The organism is Haloarchaeobius salinus (genome assembly GCF_024464185.1).
Classification (GTDB): domain Archaea; phylum Halobacteriota; class Halobacteria; order Halobacteriales; family Natrialbaceae; genus Haloarchaeobius; species Haloarchaeobius salinus.
The window spans coordinates 334,156-359,817 of the sequence record NZ_JANHAU010000002.1 but is presented as its reverse complement, the minus strand read 5'-3'; the positions used below and the strand labels follow the sequence as shown (position 1 = coordinate 359,817).

Below are 25,662 nucleotides of genomic sequence, written 5' to 3'. Positions count from 1 at the left end.
GTCGGGAGTCGTCGGTCGTCACACGGTTCAGAAGTCGAGTGCACCCGGAACGGGGTCGCCACGCCCGCACCGAGCACTTACCGTGTATAGAATTTCCCTGTAAAGCCGAAACCGAACGCGCCGCTCGTCTCGGGTCGAGCCCGGATGGGAGCGGCGGTGGTCATCACATGGTTCACGGTGCGCGACCGATATAACGCTTGTGTTGCCCGGCAGAAGCTGTCGCGGGTCGAAGCGAGTGACATGGGTCGCGGTGACGTGGAAACCGGTCACACTCCGCGGGAACCCGTGTCACCTTTGGACGGCATTTAAGAGGGACGCACCGTTACCCGCCGGGTATGCAACACACAGGTCTCAAACTCAGGATGGCGTTCGTCGGGACCATCCTGTTCGGCTTCTACTCGGCGCTGGCGCTCGTCGCTCTCAGCGTGTTCGGCACGGGCGTCTGGCCGTTCGTCGCCGTCGGGACGCTGCTGTTCGTCGGCGTCCAGTACAAGATCGGCAAGTGGGCCGCGCTCCGCAGCGTCGGCGCACAGGACATGCCGGAGGGGGAGTTCCGCGAGATACACCGCATGGTCGAGGACCTCTCCGACGATATGGGCATCGAGAAGCCCGAGCTCAAGCTCGCCCGGATGGGCGTCCCCAACGCCTTCGCGACCGGCCGGAAGGGTGCGGGCGTCGTCGTCGTCTCCACCGAGCTCCTGCAGGTGCTCGAACCGGACGAGGTCGAGGCCGTCCTCGCCCACGAGCTCGCGCACATCAAGAACCGGGACGTCGTGACGATGGTCGTCGGCCAGTCCATCGCCGCCATGATCGGCATGGCCGTCCAATGGGTCGTCATCCTCGCCGGCGACAACGCCATCGTCGACTGGATCCTCGGCTGGATCGCCGGCATGGTCGCCCAGATGCTCGTCATGGTGTTCGTGCTCGCCATCTCCCGGTACCGCGAGTACGTCGCCGACGCCGACGCCCGCCAGTACGTCGGCAGCGGCGACCCGCTCGCCCGCGCGCTCCAGAAGATCCAGGTGAGCAGCGAGAACGCCGGCGAGACCCGCATCGACAGCAGCACCGCCGCGCTCTGCATCTTCGACAGCGACAAGAGCCTCCTCCGGCGGGTCCTCGCGACCCACCCGCCGGTCGAGAAGCGCATCGAGCGGCTGCAGAGCTGAATTCCGGTTCCGGGGTTTCCGTCGTTCTTCGTCGTTCGAGTAGCCGGTGGCGTCGCGGTCGAACCGGTTAATAGATTACATATATTGTAAACTTTTCACCGCCGGCGCGCGCTGGCGAGCGTGTCGAGCATCGCGAGGCCTCGAGCCGCCGGCGCGCGAGGGATGAGCGAGGGAGCCTGCGACCGAGCGAAGAGGCTGGGGAGGCGTGAGGTGCGGTCGTGGTGCTGTGCGGGGTGGGACTGAAAGGGGCGAGCGTCTCGACGAACCCGGCCGAAGCAAGGACCGCAGCCACGAAGATCGCAGCGAGTTCTCCGCGAGCCTGCGAGCGGAGGGCAGCGAGACGACGGAGGAGTCTCGCCAGTCCCGGGAGTCGAGACGCTCGGGGCTTTCTGCGTGTTCGAACCCCAGGTGATGCCCCCACTGCAGGAGAACGACCTCCGAAAACAAATCTACACGAAAACAGCTACTCGTACCGCGCGAACGTCAGGTAGCCGGTGTGCCCGACGCCGCGCGTCGACGGCCGCGACCCGCGGTCGTCGAACTGCATCTCGCGCTGGATGGTCTCGTAGGTGGTCACACCCGAGAGGTCGGCCTCGCGGGCGGCCTCGGCGGCGGCCCGGGTCTGCTCGACGAACGGGGAGTAGACCGCGACGAAGCCGCCGCTGTCGAGGAGTCCGGGTGCGCGCGCCACCACGTCGGCGGCGTCGCCGGTGTCGAGTGTGATGACGTCGAAGTTGCCGAGGTCGTCGAGGTGGGGGCGGACGTCGCCGCTGCGGACGTCGACCCTGTCGTCGACGCCGGCGAGGCGCATGTTCTCGCGAGCGACGTCGGCGAACTCGTCGTCGCGCTCGAACGTGACGACGTGTGCGCCCGCGCGGGCGAGGTAGGCGGCGAGGACGCCGGTCCCGGTACCGGCGTCGAGGACGCGGTCGCCCTCGCCGACGCCGGTCTCGCCCATGACGAGGCCGATGTCGCGGGGCATCATCGGCGCGCCGGTGCGCTCGAAGTGGCTGAAGAGGTCGGGGCCACGCAATGCACGGACGGTGAAGGGCTCGCCGAGATGGGTCTCCAGCGTGGTTCCCGGTTCGGGGTCCTCGGGGACCTCCAGCACGCCGAGGTCGGTCTGGAGCTCGTCGCCGGGCGCGACGAGGTACTCGCGGTCGCCGTGGACGAGGACGACGCTCACTCTAGCTGGTCGACGGCCGCGGCGAGGTCGCCGTCGTTGGCCTTCAGCGCGGCGCGGGCCTCGTCCTCGCGGGCACCCGTGCGTGCGACGACGATGTCGATGTCGTCCTGCGGGATGCCGCCGTCGTCGTCTTCGTCGCTGTCGGCGTCAGCGCCGGCGTCGCCGGACTCGAGCTCGCCGTGGGCCTGCTCCGAGGGCTCGCCGACGATCTGGTAGGTCTCCTGTCCGCGAGCGTCCATCTTCGTGACCTCGGCGTCCTCGAAGACGAGGTCGTGCTCCTCCGTGCGGATGACGACCTCTTCGGCGTCGATCTCGGTGACGTCGATCCCCATCTGCTTCATCATCTGCTTCATCTTGCGGGGGTTGAGCCCGCCGCCTCCTCCGAACATACCCGGAACCAGCGCACGTACCGGCAAAAACATGACGAACTCCGGGGCGGCGCGGGGGTGGGCGTCGCCGTCGGCTGGTACCGTTACGGCCGGTCGGGTTTCGGACGATGCGTGACCGGCAGCCGGTCAGTCGCCAGCGCCGCTCCTGACGAAGACGGCCATCCCCGACTCGAAGTCGCACATCGAGCCGGCGTCGAGCTCGGCGCGGCCGACCGCGAGCAGGTGGCCGTCGTGGTGGACGACACAGACCTCGTCGCCGGGGCGCACCGCGGGGTCGACCTCGCGGACGAACTTCGCGAACACGTTCTTCCCCTCGCGGACGAACGGCTCGCTGTCGTCGCCGACGACGACCCGTGCCGTGGGGTGGTCGAGGGAGTCGTGCAGCCGGCGGCCGCCAGCGAGACCCAGCGTGAACCGGCCGTCGACGCCGTGGCTGACCAGCCGACCCTCGTCGGCGATGACCTGCTCGGGGCGGCCGGAGCTGGTCCGGCGCACCTCCAGGTCGTCGGTGGCGGGGAACAGCGCCGCGCCGGCACCGGCCCCGAACTGGTAGTCCGCGAGCGTCCGCAGGTCGGGGACGTCGTGGTCCTCGTCGCTCATACCCCGGCGTTGCGTGGCCGCGGATAAACGCGTGTCGAACCCGTGCTGTGGGGATGCGAGCGGCAGCCACACTCACCGAGGATCTCGTCACGGAGAGTCATGCGTACTGTTACCATTCTTCGAAGTGAAGAACAAGAGAAACATATATGCGGGCTCTCTGCCAGTCACAACACGAAATGAACACGACCAAGATCGCGCTCGGGGCGGTGCTCCTGTTCCTGAGCTCGGCCATCCTGCTCATGATGGGCTCACCCGGGAGCCCCATCCCGATGCTCGCCGGCGGTGCTGCCTCGCTCGCGATGGCGGCCGGCGCGCTGCTCGTCGGTACGTCCGAGGGCGGTCGCCCCGTCTGAACGGGCGATTCTTCTCCGGTCCGCAGCGTCAGAGTAGAAACGTCTCCGGCCGGTCGGAGAGGTCGATGAACCGGTCGGTCGCCTCGACGAGCTCGTCCGCCGTCGAGCTCTCGAAGCCCATCACCTCCACGCGCACCCCCTCGTGGCGCAGGTGCGAGCAGAGCCGCGAGAAGTCGCCGTCGCCCGTACAGAGGATCATCGTGTCGACCTTCTTCGCGAGCGTGACCGCGTCGAGGCTCATCCCCACGTCCCAGTCGGCCTTCTTCGAGCCGTCCGAGAACGTCTTGATGTCCTTGATCTTCGGCTCGAAGCCGATATCCTCCAGCGCCTCGAAGAAGCTCTCCTCCTCGGGCGAGTCCGCCCGGATGACGTACGCGATGGCCCGGGTGAGTTCGCGCCCCTGCACCCCCTTCTCCAGCAGGGCGGAGTAGTCGATGTTGCGGGTGTAGATGCTCTGTGCCGTGTGGTAGAGGTTCTGCGCGTCCACGAGCATGGCGACGCGCTGGCCGGAGTGAATCTCGGTCATGGATGAACCTCGTGCGGGCTCCCTGAAAGCACTTTATCTCGGTGTCCCGGGGGCTCGTGACGACGGGGCACCGCGACAGCAACCCCTTTGCTCGGCGTCCCCGACACCCAGAGTGTGTCCGCGACGATACTGGTGGCCGGGACGGCGAGCCACGTCGGCAAGTCGACGGTCGCGGCCGGGCTCTGCCGACTGCTCGCCGACCGTGGGGTGCGCGTGGCCCCGTTCAAGGCCCAGAACATGTCGAACAACGCGCGGGCGGTCCCGGCCCCGCACGTCGACGAGGCGTGGGGCGAGATCGGCGTCTCGCAGTACGTCCAGGCCCGGGCGGCCGGGGTCCAGCCGACGACCGACCACAACCCGGTGCTGCTGAAGCCCAGCGGTTCGGGCGCGTCGCAGCTCGTCGTCGACGGTCGCGCGGTCGGCACGTACGAGGCGGGCTCGTACTACGACGAGCACTGGGCCACCGCGCGCGAGGCGGCCGAGCGGGCCCACGAGAGACTTGCCGGCGAGCACGACGTGGTCGTCGCCGAGGGTGCGGGCAGCATCGCGGAGATCAACCTCCACGACCGCGACCTGGCGAACGTCGAGACCGCGCGCTTTTCCGACGCGAGCGTCGTCCTCGTCGCCGACATCGAGCGCGGCGGCGTGTTCGCGTCGCTCGTGGGGACGCTCGAACTGGTGCCCGACGACGTGCGCGACCGGGTCGTCGGCGCGGTGGTGACGAAGTTCCGCGGCGACGAGGCCATCCTCGAACCCGGCCTCCGCGAGTTCGAGGACCGGACCGGCGTGCCGATACTCGGCGTCGTCCCGTACGACGATCCCGGGCTCCCCGAGGAGGACAGCGTCGCGCTCCCGGCGGTCGGCGAGCGACACGTCGTGGGGCGGGACGAGCACGACGACCCGGTCCGGGTCGGCGTCGTCCGGCTCCCGCGGGCGTCGAACGTCACCGACGTGGAGCCACTGGCCCGCGAGCCGGGCGTCCGGGTGGTGTACGTGCCGCCCGGCGACGACCTGCGCGACCTCGACGCCGTCGTCCTCCCGGGGACGAAGAACACGGTCGACGACCTGCTGGCCTGCCGCGACGCGGGGCTCGGCGACACACTCGCCGAGTTCGACGGCCCGGTCGTCGGCCTCTGCGGCGGCTACCAGCTCCTCGGCGAGCGCATCGAGAACGCGAGCGTCGAGGGCCGCGACGAGTCGGTCGGCGCGGGCGAGGCCGACGCAGTACCCAGCCTCGGCCTGCTCCCGGTCGTCACGCGCTTCGACCACGAGAAGGCGGTTCGTCGGGCGACGTACGAGCTCGACGGCGTCGGCCCGCTCGCGGGGGCGACCGGGACCGCGTCGGGCTACGAGATACACATGGGCGAGACGCGCGCCGTCGCCGCCGTGGAGACGCCGTTCGCGGTCGACGGCAAGGCGAGCGCGGCGTTCGGTGCGTCGGCCGGGAACGTCTGTGGCACCTACCTCCACGGACTGTTCGGGAACGGGGTCGCACGACGAGGGCTGCTGGCGGCCGTCGGTGTGGAGGCCGGTCGGGCCGGGGCAGACACCGACTCAGAGGCCGGAGATCCGTACGACAGCACGGCGACGCTCCTCCGCGAGTCGGTCGACGTGGACGCGTTGTTGTCTGCCGCCGGAGTGTGTGTTAATTACTGACGTATCGGCCACAACAGTTACTAGCGGGGGCCGTCTCCGTACACGTGGTTGGGGCACCCCCCGGCCAGTCACACGCTCGGCGTGGATGGCAGCTACTCCCCCCTACCGATTCCCCCATCGGTTTTCTTTCATCCTGTAGCGACACGTAACCTCTTTGTACGGACGGGCAGCAGTCGTGGTATGGTCGAAGCCGTCGCCGTGGCGAGCGGCAAGGGGGGCACCGGCAAGACGACGGCGACGCTCGCGCTCGGGATGGCGCTCGCGGAGCGCCACGACGTGACCGTCGTCGACGCCGACACCGGCATGGCGAACCTGCTGTTCCACGCCGGCCTCGCCGACGCACCCGTCACGCTCCACGACCTGCTGCTCGGCGACGCCGACGTGGCGGTCGAGGACGCGGTCTACCACCGCTTCGGGATGGACGTCGTCCCCTGTGGCACCTCGCTCGACGGCTTCCGCGAGGCGGACCCGACCCGCCTGCGCGACGTGGTCGCCGAGCTGGCGAGCGACACCGACGTGCTCCTGCTCGACTCCCCGGCCGCCCTCGGCAGCGTCAGCGCCGTCCTCCCCGTCGTGCTCGCCGACCGCATCGTCGTCGTCCTCCAACCGACGGTCCCAGCGCTCTCTGACGGCCTGAAGGTGCAGGAGTACGCCCGCTCCTACGGCACCGAGGGCGCGGGCGTCCTGTTCAACAAGGTCCACGACGACGACAGCGTCGAGCGCATCGCCGAGCAGACCGAGCGTTACTTCGACGGCCCGGTGCTCGCGAGCGTCCCCGACGCCGACGCCGCCCGCGAGGCCCGTGACGCCGGCGAGCCGCTGCTCGCACACGCCCCCGGATCAGCGGCCGCCGCGGCGTTCCGCGAGGCCGCCGCCGGGATCGAGATCCGCGACGAGGACGCCGACGACGTGGCCGCACGCTTCCGGAGCGCGGTCGTCCCCGAGCAGCCATGAGGCTCCCGCGCGGCGACCTCGTGCGCTCGCGCACCGCGACAGCTCCCGACGACACGCTCGCCTGGGCGCTCGACGCGGCACACACCGGCTACCTCGTCCTCGAACCGGCCGACGCGCTGCTCGGCGGCGACGACGACGCGTGCGTCCTCACACTCGCCGACGGCGTGCCCCGGCTCGCGTACCACACCGGTACCGAGCGCGGCGGCACGTCCGCGCTCGCCGACGTCGCCGGGGCCGGGCCGTACAGCGCCGACTGCTACGCGGTCGACCGGGCCGCCATCGAGGACGTCCCCGACGCGGGCGAGCTCGTCGTCTCCCCGGACGCGCCGGCGGAACGGCTCGCCGGAGACTCGGAGCTCGCGGAACGGACCCGGGCGGCCGCGCCACCGGCGTGGACGGACGACGACGCGGCACCCTCGGACCCGGTGGCGGCGTTCCTCGCCGACGAGGAGCGACTGGACGCCATCCGCGACCGGGCACGCGAGGAGGCCCGTCGGAAGGCACGGGAGTGGGACCTCACGGACGCACTCGTCGACAGCGACGAAAACTGAGCCGTGCGGTCGGCGTCCTCAGAGTCGCCGACGACGCGTGTACACGGTGTGTGCGAGCGCCACGACGAGGAAGAGTCCGGCACCGACCGCCGCCGTGGCGAAGCCGTTGCCGCCGAAGAACGGCATGACACCCGTCGCCGCCGCGAGCACGAACGCCGCGTTGACCGCCGCGACGCCGACCGCGAAGTCGCTCCAGGGTATCTCGTCCCCCTCGAGCACCTCCAGGTAGACGTCGAGTTCGTCGACGGTGTCGGTCCGTTCGATGGTCCCGCGGTTGCAGTCGTACTCGACCACGTCGAGCTCGTGCAGCTTCGGCAGGTGCGACTGGTACAGTGACGTGTACACCCGCTTGCGCTGCTTGTAGGTGACCTCCTCGACCGGGATGTCGTTCTCCCAGGCCGCGATCTGCTCCGCGAGGTCGCGCAGCTCGACGCGTTCGTCCGTCGCGTGCTGGTTCAGGTACTTGATCGCGAACCGACGACGCGCGTTCGACAGGACGGTGAAGACGCTGTCCTGCGAGAGTGTCGTGTCTCGGTTCGTCGGTTCGGCTCCGCCTGTGGTAGATAGTTCGGGCTGATCGAGTTGCAAGCTAGTTCCCCCCCAGACACTCCGGCGACGTACGTCACTATAAAGGGAGCCAACTGTTCACTCTCTATCACTGTTCACGGGTACTACAGGTCTGTCCTAACACCGCGTTAGCAGATCGATTCTCGCCCGAAATCGACAGGCTGCGGCCGGGTACCGAGCGCTATCGAGGACTCCGGAGCGCACCCCCCTCCAGTCGATTGGTCGGAACGCACACAGGCCGATGCGTGCTCGACACGGCACAGAGGTCCGGAGACACGAACTGTTTCGCGTGGGTGTATATACCGGTGTGTGGAGCCCCACCGTGGCGGTCGCACGCGCGGTGGACGGCTCAGTCCCGCAGGCTCTGTCGGATGTACCACCGGTTCGTCCAGAGCTGGTAGGTGACCAGCAGGGCGAACAGCGCGAGCGACCCGCTCGTCCACAGCACCGGATCGACCGCCGAGACCACCGGGAGGCCGACGAGCGACCAGAGCACCAGCGTCAGCGAGGCGACGCCGAGGCTCCGGTACACCTCGCTCCAGGTGACGCCGTGGCTCGTGACGACCTCCATGTACTGGTCGACGTCGCGCGCGTGCTCGCTCGGGTGGACCTCCCGGGCCTCCCGGTCGTAGTCCACGACGCCCAGCTCCTCGAGCTTCGGCAGGTGCGTCTGATGCAGCGAGTTGTAGACGCTCTCGCGCGCGGCGCGCGGGGGCGGTGACTCGCCCGTCTCGCTCGCCGCGATCTCCTGTGAGAGCTCGTGCAGCGTCGTCGGTTCGCCCGACGACTCGACGGTGAGGTGTCTGATCGTCTCCCGTCGACGGTCGTTCGCCAGTACCTCGTATATCGTCCCCTCCGGTAGTGTGTCCGTCCTGAACATATCTCCCCCCTCCCCAGGGTCTGCTGTTCGGTCCGACGGGTGGAAGCACCGTCACCATGAGGAGCATACGGGTTCGGTATGCGAGCGTTGTACTTCGGGGGGTGATCCGACGTGTCCACTTATGACACGTTATCGGTGCTCTGACACGCTGGTTCGCCCCGACGCAGTCGGCCGATATCGAGTGTTTAGGAGTCTGATAACACCCCCGCCGACCACCGACCGTCGTCGGTCGTGACCGCCCCCGCTCGGGGAAGCGGTCGTTTACCCACCTGTATCGCGCCGTTCGAGGCCGCTCTCGACCTCAATTCCGGGATTGAACGGTGACGTGGTGACGGATAACTACGGGGGTATCTCTGCATGTAAACGACAACCGAACGCCCCCGCTGGAGGGGGGTTCGGGGGGAAACTACAATGTCAGACAAGAAAATCGGACTGTCGCGCCGGCGCGTCCTCGGTGGCCTCGGTGCCATCGGCGTCGCGTCCGCGGGCGCAGGACTCGGTACGAGTGCGTACTTCAGCGACACAGAATCGTTCGTCGGAAACATCCTCGAAGCTGGCTCGCTCGACCTGTACGTCCACGTGGACTACGAGGAGGACCAGGGCAGCTACGGTGACTACGAAATCGACGGCGTCATCCAGGGCGACACCTTCGGCGAGGACCCCGACGGTGAAGCGCTCACCATCGACGTGGACGACCTGAAGCCCGGGGACTCCGGCGAAGGGGAACTCTGCTTCTCCATCGTCGACAACCCCGCGTGGATGTGGATGTGTGGGGAGCTTACCGCCAACGACGAGAACTCGGTCACTGAGCCGGAGGCCGACGCGGACGGTGAGGACAACGATTACGACCCGGATGGGGACATCGACGGCGAGGGCGAACTCGCCGACGCGATGATGGTCTCGCTGACGTACTGTGACGAGGACGGCGACCCGATCCTCGACGACGACGAGGAGCCGATCGTCATCCTCGAAGGGACGCTCGGGGAGGTCATGTCCCAGCTCGACAATGGTGTCGCACTCGACGGCGACCTCGAGGAGGACGACCGGAGCCCCTTCCCGGGCGTCGAGTCCTCGAACGAGACGGCAGGTCCTTGCGTCTGCGTCGAGTGGTGGGTCCCGACCGACGTCGGTAACGAGATCCAGACAGACTCCGTCGAGTTCGACTTCTCGTTCGTCGCGGTGCAGTCGCGCCACAACGACGGCGACGTGAACCCGTGTATCACGTCGACCAGCGGTGAGGACTGGGGCAAGTTCCAGTTCGGCGACGAGGCCGAGACGTGGTTCGGTCGCCTGAAGGCTGGCGATGGCCCCGGAGGTGGCGCAGCACAGGGCGAGCTCTACATCGGAAACAATGCTGCTGGCGGTGACTACAACCAGGACCAGTACGACTGGCCGGACACGTTCGAGGGCTCGTTCTCCGTCGAATACGACTCGGACGCGAACGAGGGGACGATCACGCTGTACGACAGTGGCGGCTCGTCGCTCTCCTCGGCGACGTACACCGGGCTGGACGACCAGGCGTCGACGGGCGACGGCTCGGCCGACGAACTGGGGATTACCGCGAAGGCCAACACTGCTGGCTCGAGTGTCGACGTGAGCAACGTGATGCTCAACGGGACCTCGCCGAGCGGTGCGACAAGCGTCTCCGCGAGCGGTGACGGAACGAGTCCCACGCACCTGCACATCACGGATGTCGACACGACCGTCGACTGGACGCTCACCGGTGACGTGAACATCGAGTTCGCCGGCGCAACCGGCGAGAACGTCGCGATGGACGTCCACGTCGACTGAACCAACCGCGGCCGACCCATTCGGAGCACGGTATCGCTGATATCTGCGATGCCACGGCGGTTCGACTCCGCCGGTGGGTCTTCCCCGTATGGGGGGAGATACGATGTCAGAGAAACCAATCGCACTCTCACGGCGGAAGATACTGGCCGGCATCGGCGCAGCGGGCGTCGCGAGCGTCGGCGCAGGGCTGGGGACTAGCGCGTACTTCAGCGACACCGAGTCGTTCGAGGGGAACACGCTCACTGCAGGCTCGCTCGACATGAAGGTCGACTGGGAAGAGCACTACAACTACCCACAGCTCTACGATATGGGTGATCCGACCGACGGGCTGGACGTCACGATAGATCCCGAGGATCCAGAGAACTACACGGCGTTCCCGCCGGGGGTCGAGGCCACGAGCGATTACGACCCGCTCCTGTACGTCCACAACGACGACGTGCCCGCGTACATGGACAACACGTCCATCGAGGCGTTCCCCGACGAGGACGACGACGGAATCCAGGACGAGTTCGACGAGGAGGACGCCTGTGACGTGCTCGCTGACGTCGGTGGCGAGAGCGGCGGGCTCAGCTCGGATTCCCGGACGGAGAACGCGGCGACTGAACCTGGGGACCCGCTGATCGAACTCGAAGACGTCAAACCCGGCGACTTCGGCGAGGTCACGCTGAGCTTCCATCTCTGCAACAACCCGGGCTACGTCTGGATGCAAGCGGCGAACGTCGACGCCTCCGAGAACGGCGTTACCGAACCCGAGGGCGAAAGCGAGGACGAGGAGGAGGGTGTCGTGGAACTCGTCGAGAACATCCAGACGGCCCTGTGGTACGACGACGACTGTGACAATCTGGTCGACAGCGGCTCCGGAGGTACCACTGAGGAAGTCGACGTCGTCATCGTGCTGGACGAGTCCGGGTCGATGGATTTCGAGACTGGAAAGTTCGATGCCGCCAAGAACGGTGCCAAAGCGCTCGCTTCCGAAGTCCTCTCGAACCCCGGAACGAAGGTCGGCCTGGTCTCGTTCGACTCCAGTGCGTACCTTCAACAGGGCCTGACGACAGATTACTCCGACATCGAGACTGCTGTCGATGGTCTGACTGCTGGCGGAGGGACCGACTTCTCGGACGCGCTAAATGCGGGTAACGAGGAACTGACCGGGAACGACGTTTCCCCCCAGATCACGGCGAGCGGCGGGCACCGTTCTGGCGCACAGAAGGTGATGGTCTTCCTGTCCAACGGAAGCAGCGGTGGGGACTACAGTACCGAAGCCCAGGCAGTGAAAAATATCCCTGCAGATATCTACGCAATCGCGTACGGGGACGATGCTGATGACAGCGTCATGCAAGAAATCGCGAGTGACCCCGACAGCACGTACTTCTTCGACGCACCGACCCAGTCGGAGGTCGAAGACGCCTTCGACGACATCGGTGGCGAGATATCGTCGAGTGGCGAGGAGATCTTCTTCCAAGGGAATCTCGCAAGCGCACTGGACGCACTCAGCGCAGACAACGGTATCCCGCTGGACGGCGACGGCGGCGACGACTTCGACGAACTGGAGGACGAGCCCGACGCTTCCGAACGGGGTTGCTTCGAGCCGACACCCGAGACCAACTGCATTGGCTTCTCGTGGTGGCTCCCCACCGAGGTGGGCAACGAAGTCCAGTCCGACACCGTGAGCTTCGATCTCGGCTTCTACACCGAGCAGTGCCGCCACAACGACGGTAGCGGGCAGAGCGACGAGAACGGCGAAAACAACGACAACATAGCAGCGACGTAACGGACGGCGACCACGACCCACACCGGTGAACGCTCGGTATCACATCCGCGCGTCGACGGTTCGACTCCGTCGGTGGGTCCTCCCCGGAGGGGGGTACAATGAGCAACGAGAACATCGGACTTTCACGGCGGAAGATACTGGCCGGCATCGGCGCGGCGGGCGTCGCCAGCGTCGGCGCAGGCCTGGGGACCAGTGCCTACTTCAACGACGTCGAGTCGTTCGACGGGAACACCATCGCGGCCGGCGAACTCGACCTGAAGGTCGACTGGGAGGAGCACTACGCCTACCCCCAGCTGCTCGGCTTCGAAGACCCGACGAACGGCCTCGACTACGACATCCTGTACGAGGAACCGGACGGCGACGACGGCTACGTCGGCTTCCCGGACCCGGAGAACCCACACGTCTGGGTCCACGAGGACGACATCCCGACGTACATGGCCAACACCGCCATCGAGGCGTTCCCGGACCCGGACGGTGACGGGCAACAGGAGATGGACAACGACGAATTCACCTACTGGCCGTGCGACCACGGTGCGGACCTGCCGATGCACCTCGACCCAAGCGCTGAGGGTGCACTTAGAACTGACAACGGCGACACCTGGAACGAGGAGGAGGAGGACTACAAACCCCTCCTCAGTCTCGACGACGTGAAGCCCGGCGACTTCGGGGAGTTCACGCTGAGCTTCCACCTCTGTGACAACCCCGGCTACGTCTGGCTCCAGGCGGCGAACGTCTCGGAGTCCGAGAACGGACTGACCGACCCCGAGAGCGAGGTCGACGACTCGCCGGAGGAGCCCGAACTCGCCGAGAACATCCAGACCGCCTGGTGGTACGACACGAACGGGAACAACGTCATCGACTCCTCCATCGGCGAGGTGGACGTGATGATCGCCGTCGACACGTCCGGGTCACTCGACCAGGAGGACCTGGACCAGCTCGAGGGGTTCGCGAACGATCTCTCGACCTCGCTGGACGACACGGGTAACGCCAGAGTCGGTGGCCTCTCGTTCGGGGGTGGGATGGTCGAGGACTTCACCAGCCTGGCCGACGGTCCGGCCATGTTCAGCGACCTCGAGGCGAACGGGAACACGCCGATGCCCGCAGCGCTCGACGTCGCACGCGAGGAACTCGACGTCAACGGCCGGTCTGACGCCGAGACGTTCATCATCGTCTTCAGCGATGGCGGACCGAACTACCCGAACGCCGGGTACGACGAGTTCCCCATCGGCGGCGGGTACACGCCAGGGCCTTACGCCGACGGCGACTCGAGCAACGCCATCGTCGAGAACGCGGAGCTCTGTGAGACCGCGACCATCGCAGCCGACATCAGGGCAGACCACCGCATCCTCACCGTCGGTATCGACGATGACGGGGCGATCACGGGGAACCCCGATGCGGAGGACTGCGATGGGAACTCTATCACCACGCTCTCGGCGTACCTCCGGGACTACATCTCGGGCGCGGACGCGGACTACTACAGTGCGGAGAGCATCGGCGATATCGGGCCGATACTCGACGACATCCTTGCGAACGTCGCCATGGAAGAGGAGGTGTTCCACCGGGGGACCCTCGCGGACGACCTGGAGGCGCTGGCCGACGGGAACGGCATCCCGCTCGACGGGGACCTGTCGACGGAGTTCGACGAGTTGAACGACCCGGCCGACGACCCCGACCGGGAGTGCTTCGATCCGGGTGTGAACTACTTCGTCGGCTTCGCGTGGTGGCTCCCCCGGGAGGTCGGCAACGAAGTCCAGAGCGACTCGGTCGGCTTCGACCTCGGCTTCTACACCGAGCAGTGCCGCCACAACGACGGCAGCGGTGAAACCTCCGCATAGAACGACGAACAACGACCCACACCGGTGAACGCCCGGGTTCGCGCCCGTGCGTCGACGGTTCGACTCCGTCGGTGGGTCCTCCCCGGAGGGGGGGAATACAACGATGACGAGAAAGGATATCGAACTGTCACGGCGGAAGATACTGGCCGGCATCGGCGCGGCGGGCGTCGCCAGCGTCGGTGCTGGCATGGGAACGAGCGCGTACTTCAGCGACACCGAATCGTTCGACGGCAACACCATGGCTGCCGGCGAGCTCGACCTCAAGGTGGACTGGCAGCAGACCTATAACGGGCCGATTCCCAGCAGTGGGGGTGAGGTCGGAGAGCACCCGGTGAACGCCTACCCGGATAGTGCAGTCGGGGAGGAAACGTATGGCGACGGTCTCCAGGATCTCGACGGCGTCAACTACTCCGGCGCGGGCGAGACCGACCCGGTGTTCAACGCTGCCGAGGTCCCCGCCTGCTGTGACTGTGACGAAGACGAGTACTACGTCACCTACGCTGGCGAATCGTACTGTATCAGCGCAATCTCGGAGGACGAAAGCGTAGAGGAGTTCTACGATTACGATACGGGGGAATGGTCGTCACTGAACAGTGACATTCAGCGACGGAACACGACTGTTCTCTTCCTGTACGAGGATGATGAAGGTGACCTCCACCTTTTCATTATCCATAATCAACTCGACAACACCAGAAGCTCGGATAATGGGTTCGTCGCTTCAGTCACTGTCGAAGGTGCTGAGGGAAACCAGTGGTTAAACGCAGCGTGGGTCGGTCAGGATGAACCTGGCACCGACATCGACACCTATCAGAACGCCAATGGGAGCAACGTCGCGATGGCTGACTGGGCCTGGCAGAATCGAAAAACCGACGGCGGCGTTCTCGGTACGTTGGACGAAGACTTCGCTCTACGGGTTACTCCGGCGTTGAACGATGCAGCTACGTACGATGGAAACTCGGTCTTCCAAGATCAGACTGACATCGAACGATTGGTGCTCCTTGACGGAGATACGTCCACAGAGGTAGTCCTCGAAGATACTGTCGGAACCGACGGTGACCTCGATTCGATCACCATCCACAGTTCCTGCGGGATCGACAGCGGCTCGCAACTGGAGACGCCCGCAGTCTTCCAGAGCGAGAACTACCCCGACCAAGAGCACCTCATCGAACTCGACGACGTGAAACCGGGAGACAGTGGAGAGATAACGTTCTCGCTGCACCTATGTGACAACCCTGGATACGTCTGGTTCACCGCCGCCGGCTTCTCACAGGACGGCGGCGCGAACCCCGAGCCCGAGCAGGTCGCTGAGGGTGACGCCGATAACGACGCGGACCTCGCCGAGAACGTCGACGTGACTCTCTGGTACGACGAGGACTGCGACAACCTCTACGACGAAGAGGAGACGGAGATCTTCGCAGGGACCCTCGCCCAACTGATGGAGAATCTCGGTGTCGAAGAGGACGCCGAGGAGGGCGACGAGGGCTTCGAGGGGATGCTCCAGCTGGACGCCGAACCGGATACCGGGGACGTTGAGTGCTTCCCCGCCGAAGCCGGCTTCTGTGTCGGCTTCGAGTGGGAGGTCTCGACGGACGTCGGCAACGTCATCCAGGGTGACACGACCACCTTCGATCTCGGCTTCTACACCGAGCAGTGCCGACACAACGACGGGAGTGGGCCGGACGGTACGACCGAGGCACCGACGACCGAGTGACTGCAGGCGGTAGACCCACGTCGGTGCTCGTCCGGGCACACACCCCGGACGGCGGCGGTTCGACTCCGGTGGTCGGTCTCTGATACGACTCCAAACATGATAGAACGACTCAATCGCAGACGGTTGCTCGCCGGACTCGGAGCCACCGGTGTCGCCTCGGTCGGTGGGCTCGCCCTGCTGACCGAGGGAGCGAAGGCGTACCCGGACTCAACGGCGCTCGCATCGACACCCCTTCGGTACGACTGGCGGGAGACGTACAACGGGACGACTGTCGACGGCGGGACGACCGTGACCGGAACGGAGACCGGGCCACGGCTAGCCGTCTCGAACGTGCTCCCCGGCGACAGGGGATCACTGAGCATCAGGCTCCGGCTCGACGACACGTCGGAGGACGTCGCCGTCCAGCCGTTCCTCTCACTCGACCTGGCTGCGACCCCGGAGAACGGCATAAACGATTCCGAGGCGAGCCTCGACGACACTCCCGAGCGAGGGGAGCTACAGGAGTTCCTGACCGTCTCGCTCTGGTACGACACCGGCCTTCGAGGTTTCGACGCGTTCGGTGCGGAGAACGGGATCCAGGACGTTGGCGAGTCGCTCGTCCACCCCGACGCGAACGGGTCGCTCACGTCGGTGGCTACTGCCCTCTCGACGCCGACGCTACTCGACCCTGCGGAGGGAGGCCCAACGAGCGATTCCTGCCTGTCCGGCGACGACTCGATCGGGTTCGTCCTGGCCTGGTCGTTCGACGGGGACGCCGACCCCCGCGACGTCAACGTGACCCAGTCGGACGGTGTCGTGTTCGACCTCGGCTTGTACACCGAGCAGTGCCGCCACGACGACGGTAGTTGACCGAGCAGCAGTGGCGACGGCAACGAGGCACCAGCGGCGGGAATGTCGCCCTTGACCCGGTGACCGAAAGCGTCCTCACCGAGTCCGCCGACTTCGAATCGTTCGAGAGCGATCCGACCGCGTCGCCGTAGTCACGCTCGTGTCGGCCACCCCAGCGTCCCCACCTTTGCGACTAGTTGCTGGCCTGAAAACCACCGATTACCACCGCATAGGAACTATATACCGCCACGATATTCGGTCGTTGCTGCCCGGTACGACACTCATTCATATGCCCCTGCTTGGGGTACGTTGTTCCACGAACACGCCCGTCCGGTGGGGGCCGGACGGACGAGGGGGGAGACCTGTGAATCCAGGCATATCCGACGGCGACAGTCGAACGGGCGGGACAGGACACCTCGCGGGAGGTGAGACGCCGTGAGCCGCGAGCGCGCCTCGTTGAGCCGGCGGCAGCTGCTCGGGAGTGTCGGCACCGTCGGCGCGCTCAGTGGCGCGTCGGGGCTCGGGACGTGGGCGCTCTTCGAGGACAGTGAGACGTTCGCCGCCTCGATGAGCGCCGGCGAGGTCGGTGTGAGCATCGACTGTGACAGCTGTGCGACCGGGAGCGACGGCTCGGTGTCGTTCGGCCTGGGCGGGCTGGAACCCGACGACGTCGTCCGAACCGAGCGGTTCCACATCACCGCCGACGCGAACCCGGTTCGAGCCTGGCTGCGGACCAACTGCCCGGGACCCGTCGACCCGCTCGGCGACGCCGTCGAGGTGCGGCTGTCCCGAGACCCCGGCTGCGATGGAAGCGGGACCACACAGGTGTATCCGTCCGAGGACGGCTCGTGGGGAACGCTGAACGGGTTCCGGTCCGACCTCCGTGGCGGACTGCGACTCGACAATCTCGACGGCGAGCCGTGTCTCGACGGCACGCTCTGCTTGGACCTCGAGTACAAGCTGCCCGAGGACGCGACATGGGCGGAGGATCTCTCGACCGAGCTGACGTTCGAGGTCGCCGCGGAGCAGTGCCGCCACGTCTCCGAGGAGAGCGCCACCTCGCCGTTCCAGCCTTCCGACTGCCCAGAGCCGGACTGCCCAGATTGCGTCGAGGTCGGGACGGTCGAGGTCCCGGAGAATCAGCTGGTACCGGGCGAGACCTACCCCCTCGAGGACGACCCGACGTACGAGATCGAGGTGCTGACAGTGAAGAACAAGGACGATGGGGACAGGGAGGAGACGGTGTGTGCGTCGTTCGCGCTGCTGGCCGACGGGGCGGAAACGGACGCACCGCCGCTGTGTTCGGTCGCGATCAAGGGTGGAAACGAGACCGTCACGTACGACGGCGACGACCTGGGTCCGCTCTCGACACGAACCCCGGGGGAGCTCTGCTCACCCGGAGACGGTAACTCGGCCGGCAGCCTCCCCGCCATCAGCAACATCACCATCTCGGTCTGTGGCGAGGATGACGACCCCGGCAACTGCGTGAGCTGCCCGCCCGAGGGGGGTGGGGAGGGCGAACGCATCGACCAGGCGACGTTCGGCTACACGGGACCGGGCGGTGTCGACGTGCTGTTCGACCAGCAGTCGTCCGGGAACGGCGGGGAGAACAGCAATGGCAACGGAAACGGCAACGGGAACAACAACGACAACGGTGGCCAGCCCGAGAACGACGTGCTCGTCGAAGACGTCACCGACGGCCAGCCGATCACCGTGACTCTCAACGGCTCCGGGCAGCCGAACTTCGTCGTGAGCGTCGACGGCACGACGCTCTCGGTACCGGCGCAGTCCAACACGGATGCGCTGCACACCAGCTGCTCGGATGTCTTCGGTATCGGGATGGAACTCGTCGACGACCAGGACGACCCGACGTACACGCTGACGGTCGAATCGGCGCGGAACAAGGCCGGCGAGAGCCTCTGCGAGGTGGACGACTGATGGTGGACGCGAGGCGCATCCTGCACGTCCTCGGGCTGCTCGTGCTCGTCGTGGTCGTCGTGCCGTTCGTCGTCTACGCCTTCCCCGGGGCCGTCGGCGCGGACCACAGCTTCGTGGTGCTCTCGGGCAGCATGGAGCCAGAGATCTCCCCCGGGGACGTGGTCATCGTCGACGAGCGCCCGACCGCGGCCATCGAGGAGGGTGACGTCGTCACCTTCGTCAGGGGCGAGGGCGACAAGCCGGTGACCCACCGCGTCGTCGGGGTGGAGGAGCGCGGCGACACCACGGTGTTCACGACGAAGGGCGACGCGAACGAGGACGTCGACTCCCAGCCGATACCAGCCGGGAACGTCATCGGCGAGGTGGCCGTCACCATCCCGTACATCGGCCACGTCATCCAGTTCGCCCAGCGGCCGGTCGGCTTCGTCGTGCTCGTGCTCCTGCCGCTCGGGCTGCTCGGGCTCTCGGAGGTCTGGGCCATCGTCCGGAAGCAGGGCGGTGACGGAGGCACCGTGGCCGACGGAGGTGGCGGGACCGTCGCGACGAGCGCGACCACCACCGGCTCGGCGACGGTGACGGAGGCCGATGCGGACGACGGCGACGGCGAGGTCACCCTCACGGCGACGGACCTCACGCTCGCGACCGGCATCCTCCTGCTGGTGGCACCGTACACCGTGTACGTCGCCCTCCAGCTCCGGAACCCGGTGACGTTCACGGCCGCGTTCGCCGCCGTCTTCTCGTTCCTCGGCGTCGCCGGGCTCTGGCTCACCGCCCGACGCGGCGACACGGGACAGCCCGCGACCGCCCCCGATTCGCCGGGCGACGGTGACGGCGGCGAAGACGGCGACGAGGACGGGTTCTCGTTCGTCGACGACAGCTGGGAGGACGAGGCCGACTGGACACTTCCGGACGACGACAGCTTCGGGTTCGACGGGGACGACGGCCTCGACGACGGCGAACCCGACACCGCGTTCGGCACCAGCGCAGCGGGAGCCGACGACGGTGCAGCGGTGGCGGGTGACCCGGCACCGGACGCCAGTCAGACCGCACCGGAACCCGAACAGCGCGACGGCACGTCGGTCGACGACGGCTTCTTCGACGAGCCAGCTCCCGACGTCGAACCGACCGACTCCGGCGTGTTCGACGACACCACCGGCGGCACGGAGGAGGTGGACTGAATGGACCGAACCGCCCTCTTCGCGCTCGGTTGCAGCGCACTGCTCGTCTCGGCCGCGTACCTCGCCGGCTTCGGGACCGTCGCGACGCTCACCGACTCCGCCACCGCCAACGGGAACGTCTCGAGTGCGGACGACTTCGGTGCCGACGTGACCGTCGTCGACGCCGTCGCGAACAGCCAGCCGGGCGGCGGTGGCGACGGCACGGGTCAGCAGTGCGGTTCGGGACAGGGGTCGGCCGGGAACGCACCGTCCAGCAGCGCGGGCAACGCACCGTCCAGCAGTGCGGGCAACGCACCGTCCGGCAGCGCGGGCAACGCGCCCGCCGGGAACGGGCTCGCGGGCTGCGGCGGCTCCGGCGGCAACGACGGCGGCCGGTACGTCGCACCCGCTGCCCGGCCCCTCACCCTCGGAGGACGGCGATGAACGCGCCGCCCCAGCAGTCGGGTCCGCCGGCGGCGGACGAGGACGAGCCACCGGGCGACGGCATGCCAGTCGCACCGCTCGAACCGTTTCACCGGGTCGACAAGCGCTCGGTGGTGCTGGGACTGTGGCTCCTGCTCGCCCTCGCGGTGCTGTACGGTCTCCTCGTCGGGCCCTGACTCAGTCGTCGGGCTCGTCGCCGTTGCGGTTCACGTGTGCCGTCACGACCTTCGAGAGCGACTTCCGGAGGTGGCTGTGGAACGTCGACGAGGCGATGTCCATCGCGTCGGCGATCTCCTCGGCCGTGCTCTCGCGGGGCCACTCGAAGTAGCCGGCGTTGTGGGCGGCGACGACGGCCTCCCGCTGGCGGTCGGTGAGTCCCTCGATAGCGGCGGCGCGAACCCCGTCCTCCGCCACCGGTGGGCGCTCCTGCTTCGAGCGCAGGGTCACCGGCCCGACGGCCTCCTCGAGCGCCTCCGTCAACTCCCGGACTGCGTTCCCGGTGGCGGTCTCCGCGACGAACGTCAGTTCACCGTCGCGGGCGCTGGCCTCCCCGAGCCGTGCGCCGCGGGCGGTCACGACACCGAGTACCGACGGGCCACGGAGCCGGACCTCGACGGTGTCGCGGTTCGGGACCCGTCGGGCGCGTTCGACCTCGTCGGCGTCCCCGAGCGTCGAGACGACCGCCTCGACGTCGTCGCAGTCCGCGACCTCGATGTAACACAGCAGGCCGGAGTCCTCGACCGGGACCGTCCCCTCGACCGTGAGGGTGCAGTCGTGGGCGGCGCTGACGCGGGCGAGGACCGACCCCTCGGCCGGTACCCGGTAGGTGAGCACGACGAGACTGTCCGAGAGCAGTGTCTCGCGCGTCTCGATGGCGTTCAGCGCCATGCCGACGCTGGCGCACAGCTCCTCGAGGATGGTCAGCTCGTGGTCGTCGAACGCACCCTCGCGCTCGCTCTCGACGGCGAGCGTGCCGTAGCCGACGGAGGCGAAGGCGATCGGGACCTGCGCCCGCATCCGGCCGCCGTCGGTCTCCTCGACCGCGGTCTCCGCCACGGTCTCGTCGCTGATCTCCGGGTCGACGTACCAGGGCGTGGTCGCGAGACGGTTGGCGACGCCGTCGAGCAGCTCCGGTCTGGACTGCGCGCGGACGATGCTCGTGAGCACGCTCCGGATGGACTGGTTGATGGCGTCGAGTTCGCGCAGCTCGGTCCGCTGGCGCTCGAGCTCGTCCTGCCGGCGTTCGAGCTCGGCGAGCCGGTGCTCGCGCTCGGTCACGTCGTGGAGCAGGTAGGCGGTGCCGACCGGACGTCCCCAGCCGTCCTCGACCGGCGAGGCGGACACCTCGAACTGGTGCCCGTCGCTGGCGATGAGCGCGGACTCGCCGCCCGGGTCGGGCCGCTCCGGGAGGAGTGCGTCGATGGCGACCCCGATGAGGCCGGTCCCGCGCTCGTCGTCGGGCAACGTCGTGGGCATCGAGAGCACGTCGCGGGCCGCCTGGTTGTCGGTCACGACGGTGCCCTCGCCGTCGGTGATGAGGACGGGGTCGTTGAGCGTGCCGAGTGCCGAGGTGCGCCCGAGCTGGAGGATGGAGGGCGGCCGCTCGAACAGGTCATGCTCGAAGACGGCGATGGCGAACGCGAGCCCGGTGATGCTGAACGCGTAGGGCGTCATGTCGTGACCCTCGTAGATGGCGTAGCCCAGCACCGAGAGCAGGTTCGCGACGGTCGGCGTCGCGATGCCGAGGACGAGTGCGGCGCTCGCCGCGGAGAACGACTGTTCCGACCGCCGGACCGTATACAGGAGCAGCACGACCCCGCCGCCGAGCAGCAGGTAGGTGTAGAGCAGGTTGATGCGGTACCAGGGACCCTGTTGCTGGGTGGCGACGGTCACGCCGTCGACGGCATGGAACGTCCAGTCCCGCCAGACCAGCGGGTGGTACTGGCTCGTCCAGACGAGCACCAGCGTCACCGCCGGGACGATGCACAGCCCCGCGACGACGGCCGGGCGCTGGAGCTCCTCGAACCCGGTGTACTCGGCGAAGAAGAGCAGGACGAAGACGGGCGCGAGGACGATCCCGAACCACTGGAGCTGCTCGAAGAACAGTCGGAGTGCATCCTGATCGGCAGGCGTGAGCAGGCCGGCGGCGTAGCCGGCGCTCCAGACGCTCGCGACCGCCATCATCCCGGTGAACGGCGTCGCCCCCGGGCGGCCACGGTTTTGCCAGCCCACGACCGCGAGCCACGTCGTCAGCAGTGCGGAGAGTCCGAGCAACGACACGTGGAACGCCGCAGCCAACCCGACCATCTATCGTCTGAACCGTATGCGACCCGCGAGCCATAGGGTTTGTGATACGTGCAGTTCCGAAAATAACGCCGACGGCGGCGAGATGCACGTTAACATATCAACCACCGCCTATACCACGCTCCCTCGTGCAGTGTCAGCCATGACAGGGACCGACGACAGCGTCGAGCCGCCCGAGCTGACCGGCGACGACGTCCTGCGGATCGACGACGCCGACTTCGAGGCCGACCGCGTCGCGCTCGTGACCGGCGCGGCGTCGGGCATCGGCCGTGCCACGTCGCTGGTGCTGGCGGCGAACGGGCTCACGGTCGTCGCGACGGACGTCGACGAGAACGGCCTCGCGGACACCCGCGAGCGCGGCGCGGAACTGGGCTTCCCGGGCGACATCCACCCCGAGCCCGCCGACCTCACCGACGACGAGCACCTCGAATCGGTCGTCGCGGCCGCGGCCGAGTACGGCGACCTCGCGTATCTCGCCAACATCGCCGGCATGCAGCACATCTCGCCGCTGGAGGAGTTCCCGATGGAGGTGTACGACACCATGCACGAGGTGATGCTCCGGGCCCCGGTCTACCTCTCGAAGCTCGTCCTCCCGCACCTCCGCGACAGCGGCGGTGGCTGCGTCGGCAACATGGCGTCGGTCCACGGCCACTACGTCACCGCCGACAAGGTCGCCTACAACGTCGCCAAGTTCGGGCTCCGGGGGCTCACGCAGTCCATCGCGGCCGAGGGGGCGGGCACTGTCCGGTCGTTCTCGGTCAGCACCGGCTACGTGAAGACGCCGCTCGTCACCGACCAGATCCCGGACACCGCCGAGCAGCGCGGCATCTCCGTGCAGGAGGTCGTCGAGGACGTGATGCTCGGGCAGGCGAGGACGAAGGAGATGATGGAGCCCGTCGACGTCGGCAACCTGTTCGCGTTCGGCTTCTCGAAGCACGCCCACCACCTCAACGGCGGCGACCTGCTGTTCGACGGCGGGATGACGTTGACGTACGAGTAATTAAAATATTTCCAGAACTAATTTCCGCTAATGGCGTTGTATGGGCCTATGTCCCTACCTCCTCCAAAATATATCTATAAGAAATAAAAATAGATTAAGTAAAATATTATCAGGACTTTTTTATATCTGCTCTTTCTCAGTCGAGTCGCATGCTTATGTAGAAAATGAACTATAAAGAACATAAATTCAAGTACCTGGGAGTGATGCTGCTGTTAATCGCCTCGATACTGGGCCTTAGTTACATGTATGCCACCAACGTGATGCAGCAACCGACAGGAGAAAATCCTGATACCTCGCTCCTCAGCGTTGAACAAGTGGAGTCCCCAGATAATCGTAGTGTCCTTTCATTCGAAAACTTGACCGACGAACAACAACAGGAATTTCAGAAAGCACTGAACGCCTCCGACCAAACTGCCGAACTTCCAGACCCGGTTGAACTGGAATCTATCGACAACGATCGCTTCTATATCGAGTACGAAGGTACTCTGTATCGATTCAGCTTCCCGGTTGGGTGATCCCAGGTTCCATATCTAGTATCGTTTGAATTCACCGTGAGCGAAACATGACGGTTCCGTACGCGAACAGCGCGACGCCCGCCAGCAGGTAGACGACGGGCGGGAGCGTCCACGTGATGGTGTCGGTCAGGTTGCCGACCCCCAGAACGAGCAGCCCGACAGCCAGCCCGAGCTGGAGTGCGACCCGGACCCGCTGGCGGCGTCCTCCACTCGTTCCCGTATCGGAACTCGTCATACCTCTTGAATCGTCGCTGATTCGTATAAATCGCCACCATCATCGATAGTCGACGAGAAAGTACTTACCTCACGACTGTATCAGATTTCAGATACACGTTCACGATGGTCGACACCGACGCCGTCCTGACCGCGGCCGCCGTCCTCGTGCTCTGGGTGCTCATCCTCGTGGGCGTCGGGTTCTTCTTCGCCGTCACCGAGATGCGACAGCCCGCGGGTCACGACGCGGACGGGCAGTCCGTCACCATCGAGGCGGTCGAGGAGCCCGAGAACGACACCGTCGTCCACTTCGAGAACCTCTCCGCGGAGCAACAGCGCGAGTTCCGGCGCGTCCTGAACGCGTCCAACCGGAGCACGACCCTGCCGAGACCGGTCGAGCTGGAGTCCGCAGACGGCTACCGCACCTACATCGAGTACCAGGGCCGGCTGTACAGCGTCGCGTTCCCGACGCCGTGACCGACGAATATCCGTCTCACCTTCATATCGCTGTTCAGCACTTCCGTCCACACAGAGGCCGCCTCAGTGGTTCTCTCGTCGCTTCATCTGGCCCTCACGGCACAAACACGAGGTTCATATAACATGAACTATGTATATACTCTGGAGATGCGTCACGGCGCGTCTCGGTGACTTTCAATGGACCTCGACGAATTCAAGACACGGAACGCACCGAAGGAGGGAGGGGACGTCTTCCAGCTGGAGAACTCGAAGCTGCTCGACGTGAACGTGAACGGCTCCGTCATGGCGAAGGCGGGCTCGATGATCGCCTACGAGGGCGACATCTCGTTCGAACAGAAATCCAGCGGTGGCCTGACGGGCATGATCAAGAAGAAGGCGACGGGCGAGGGCTCGACGATGATGCGGGCCAGCGGCAACGGCCAGCTCTTCCTCGCTGACGAGGGCAAGAACGTCCAGGTCATCGAACTCGACCCCGGCGAGGAGATCAGCGTCAACGGCAACGACGTGCTCGCGTTCGAGGACCGCGTCGAGTGGGACATCAAGACCATCAGCAGCATCAGCGGCGCGAGCGCCGGCGGGATGTTCAACGTCTTCCTGAAGGGCCCCGGCTTCGTCGCCATCACCACCCACGGCGACCCGCTCGTGCTGGAGACGCCGGTTCGGACGGACCCGCAGGCGACCGTCGCCTGGAGCGGGAACGTCTCGCCCGGCTCGCACCGTGACATGAACCTCAAGTCGTTCATCGGGAAGACCTCCGGCGAGACGTTCCAGCTCGACTTCGGCCAGCCCGGCGGCTGGGTCATCGTCCAGCCCTACGAGGAAGTCGGCCCGGAACAGTAGTCCGGTCGGC

The 25,662-nt window shown here is 66.6% G+C and carries 26 protein-coding genes; 18 read left to right on the top strand and 8 right to left on the bottom strand.

The annotated features are described in order from the left end of the window. The first annotated feature begins 335 nt into the window (after positions 1–335). On the top strand, positions 336–1,166 hold the full coding sequence (locus NO345_RS08360) for a M48 family metallopeptidase (RefSeq protein WP_256298259.1): 831 nt from the start codon (positions 336–338) through the stop codon (positions 1,164–1,166). Between the two features lie 463 nt (positions 1,167–1,629). Here the strand turns inward: NO345_RS08360 and NO345_RS08355 are convergent, their stop codons facing one another. The 3 genes from NO345_RS08355 to NO345_RS08345 all read right to left on the bottom strand — a co-directional run bounded on the left by NO345_RS08355 (position 1,630) and on the right by NO345_RS08345 (position 3,341). Then, entirely contained in the window at positions 1,630–2,352 is a 723-nt protein-coding gene (locus tag NO345_RS08355; protein ID WP_256298257.1) for a methyltransferase domain-containing protein, read from the bottom strand. Further along, a complete protein-coding gene (locus NO345_RS08350) occupies positions 2,349–2,741 on the bottom strand; it encodes a nascent polypeptide-associated complex protein (protein WP_256298255.1) in 393 nt (130 codons plus the stop codon). The genes NO345_RS08355 and NO345_RS08350 overlap by 4 nt, the downstream gene beginning before the upstream one ends. A 126-nt stretch (positions 2,742–2,867) precedes the next feature. Then, the gene (locus tag NO345_RS08345; protein ID WP_256298253.1) at positions 2,868–3,341 is read right to left on the bottom strand and encodes a PUA domain-containing protein; all 474 of its coding nucleotides are present in this window, start codon (positions 3,339–3,341) and stop codon (positions 2,868–2,870) included. A gap of 176 nt (positions 3,342–3,517) precedes the next feature. On the opposite strand from NO345_RS08345, the gene NO345_RS08340 reads away from it, so the two are divergent. Further along, positions 3,518–3,694, top strand: a complete 177-nt coding sequence (locus tag NO345_RS08340) for a hypothetical protein (protein WP_256298251.1) — start codon at positions 3,518–3,520, stop codon at positions 3,692–3,694. Positions 3,695–3,722: 28 nt separating this feature from the next. Here NO345_RS08340 and NO345_RS08335 read toward each other — a convergent pair whose 3' ends face one another. Continuing rightward, on the bottom strand, positions 3,723–4,220 hold the full coding sequence (locus NO345_RS08335) for a LabA-like NYN domain-containing protein (protein ID WP_256298249.1): 498 nt from the start codon (positions 4,218–4,220) through the stop codon (positions 3,723–3,725). Positions 4,221–4,334: 114 nt separating this feature from the next. Between NO345_RS08335 and NO345_RS08330 the strand changes: the two genes are divergently transcribed. The 3 genes from NO345_RS08330 (at position 4,335) to NO345_RS08320 (ending at position 7,381) form a co-directional block, all read left to right on the top strand. Next, positions 4,335–5,876, top strand: a complete 1,542-nt coding sequence (locus NO345_RS08330) for a cobyric acid synthase (protein WP_256298247.1) — start codon at positions 4,335–4,337, stop codon at positions 5,874–5,876. A gap of 180 nt (positions 5,877–6,056) precedes the next feature. Continuing rightward, positions 6,057–6,830 (top strand): nucleotide-binding protein, encoded by a 774-nt coding sequence (locus tag NO345_RS08325; RefSeq protein ID WP_256298246.1) that lies wholly within the window; start codon positions 6,057–6,059, stop codon positions 6,828–6,830. Beyond that, positions 6,827–7,381, top strand: coding sequence for a DUF8054 family protein (locus NO345_RS08320; protein ID WP_256298245.1), 555 nt, complete (start codon positions 6,827–6,829; stop codon positions 7,379–7,381). The genes NO345_RS08325 and NO345_RS08320 overlap by 4 nt, the downstream gene beginning before the upstream one ends. Positions 7,382–7,399: 18 nt before the next feature. Here NO345_RS08320 and NO345_RS08315 read toward each other — a convergent pair whose 3' ends face one another. Both NO345_RS08315 and NO345_RS08310 read right to left on the bottom strand, forming a co-directional pair. Beyond that, a complete protein-coding gene (locus tag NO345_RS08315) occupies positions 7,400–7,969 on the bottom strand; it encodes a DUF7344 domain-containing protein (RefSeq protein WP_256298243.1) in 570 nt (189 codons plus the stop codon). Positions 7,970–8,297: 328 nt separating this feature from the next. Next, positions 8,298–8,828: a DUF7344 domain-containing protein gene (locus tag NO345_RS08310; RefSeq protein ID WP_256298241.1), complete on the bottom strand. Its 531-nt coding sequence runs from the start codon at positions 8,826–8,828 to the stop codon at positions 8,298–8,300. Between the two features lie 411 nt (positions 8,829–9,239). Here NO345_RS08310 and NO345_RS08305 point away from each other — a divergent pair, with 411 nt between their 5' ends. The 9 genes from NO345_RS08305 to NO345_RS08265 all read left to right on the top strand — a co-directional run bounded on the left by NO345_RS08305 (position 9,240) and on the right by NO345_RS08265 (position 20,479). Continuing rightward, entirely contained in the window at positions 9,240–10,619 is a 1,380-nt protein-coding gene (locus NO345_RS08305) for a choice-of-anchor W domain-containing protein (RefSeq protein WP_256298239.1), read from the top strand. A gap of 103 nt (positions 10,620–10,722) precedes the next feature. Then, the gene (locus NO345_RS08300; RefSeq protein WP_256298238.1) at positions 10,723–12,390 is read left to right on the top strand and encodes a VWA domain-containing protein; all 1,668 of its coding nucleotides are present in this window, start codon (positions 10,723–10,725) and stop codon (positions 12,388–12,390) included. A 98-nt stretch (positions 12,391–12,488) separates the two neighbouring features. Next, positions 12,489–14,225, top strand: a complete 1,737-nt coding sequence (locus NO345_RS08295) for a SipW-dependent-type signal peptide and vWA domain-containing protein (protein WP_256298236.1) — start codon at positions 12,489–12,491, stop codon at positions 14,223–14,225. A 103-nt stretch (positions 14,226–14,328) separates the two neighbouring features. After that, on the top strand, positions 14,329–15,936 hold the full coding sequence (locus tag NO345_RS08290; RefSeq protein ID WP_256298234.1) for a SipW-dependent-type signal peptide-containing protein: 1,608 nt from the start codon (positions 14,329–14,331) through the stop codon (positions 15,934–15,936). A gap of 96 nt (positions 15,937–16,032) precedes the next feature. Further along, positions 16,033–16,785, top strand: a complete 753-nt coding sequence (locus NO345_RS08285) for a hypothetical protein (protein ID WP_256298232.1) — start codon at positions 16,033–16,035, stop codon at positions 16,783–16,785. A gap of 414 nt (positions 16,786–17,199) precedes the next feature. Continuing rightward, positions 17,200–18,702 (top strand): hypothetical protein, encoded by a 1,503-nt coding sequence (locus NO345_RS08280; protein ID WP_256298230.1) that lies wholly within the window; start codon positions 17,200–17,202, stop codon positions 18,700–18,702. After that, positions 18,702–19,880, top strand: coding sequence for a signal peptidase I (locus NO345_RS08275; protein ID WP_256298228.1), 1,179 nt, complete (start codon positions 18,702–18,704; stop codon positions 19,878–19,880). Before NO345_RS08280 ends, NO345_RS08275 begins: the two co-directional genes overlap by 1 nt. Continuing rightward, the gene (locus NO345_RS08270; protein WP_256298226.1) at positions 19,881–20,303 is read left to right on the top strand and encodes a hypothetical protein; all 423 of its coding nucleotides are present in this window, start codon (positions 19,881–19,883) and stop codon (positions 20,301–20,303) included. Beyond that, the gene (locus NO345_RS08265) at positions 20,300–20,479 is read left to right on the top strand and encodes a hypothetical protein (protein WP_256298224.1); all 180 of its coding nucleotides are present in this window, start codon (positions 20,300–20,302) and stop codon (positions 20,477–20,479) included. The genes NO345_RS08270 and NO345_RS08265 overlap by 4 nt, the downstream gene beginning before the upstream one ends. 1 nt (position 20,480) lies before the next feature. On the opposite strand, the gene NO345_RS08260 is transcribed toward NO345_RS08265, so the two are convergent. Next, a complete protein-coding gene (locus tag NO345_RS08260) occupies positions 20,481–22,610 on the bottom strand; it encodes a histidine kinase N-terminal 7TM domain-containing protein (RefSeq protein WP_256298222.1) in 2,130 nt (709 codons plus the stop codon). Between the two features lie 139 nt (positions 22,611–22,749). On the opposite strand from NO345_RS08260, the gene NO345_RS08255 reads away from it, so the two are divergent. Next, on the top strand, positions 22,750–23,607 hold the full coding sequence (locus NO345_RS08255; protein WP_256298220.1) for an SDR family oxidoreductase: 858 nt from the start codon (positions 22,750–22,752) through the stop codon (positions 23,605–23,607). A gap of 164 nt (positions 23,608–23,771) precedes the next feature. After that, positions 23,772–24,122, top strand: coding sequence for a DUF7979 domain-containing protein (locus tag NO345_RS08250; protein ID WP_256298218.1), 351 nt, complete (start codon positions 23,772–23,774; stop codon positions 24,120–24,122). Positions 24,123–24,153: 31 nt separating this feature from the next. On the opposite strand, the gene NO345_RS08245 is transcribed toward NO345_RS08250, so the two are convergent. Continuing rightward, a complete protein-coding gene (locus NO345_RS08245) occupies positions 24,154–24,357 on the bottom strand; it encodes a hypothetical protein (RefSeq protein WP_256298216.1) in 204 nt (67 codons plus the stop codon). Between the two features lie 104 nt (positions 24,358–24,461). Here NO345_RS08245 and NO345_RS08240 point away from each other — a divergent pair, with 104 nt between their 5' ends. Both NO345_RS08240 and NO345_RS08235 read left to right on the top strand, forming a co-directional pair. Continuing rightward, entirely contained in the window at positions 24,462–24,812 is a 351-nt protein-coding gene (locus tag NO345_RS08240; RefSeq protein ID WP_256298214.1) for a DUF7979 domain-containing protein, read from the top strand. A 177-nt stretch (positions 24,813–24,989) separates the two neighbouring features. After that, positions 24,990–25,652: an AIM24 family protein gene (locus NO345_RS08235; protein WP_256298212.1), complete on the top strand. Its 663-nt coding sequence runs from the start codon at positions 24,990–24,992 to the stop codon at positions 25,650–25,652. Positions 25,653–25,662 lie beyond the last annotated feature (10 nt).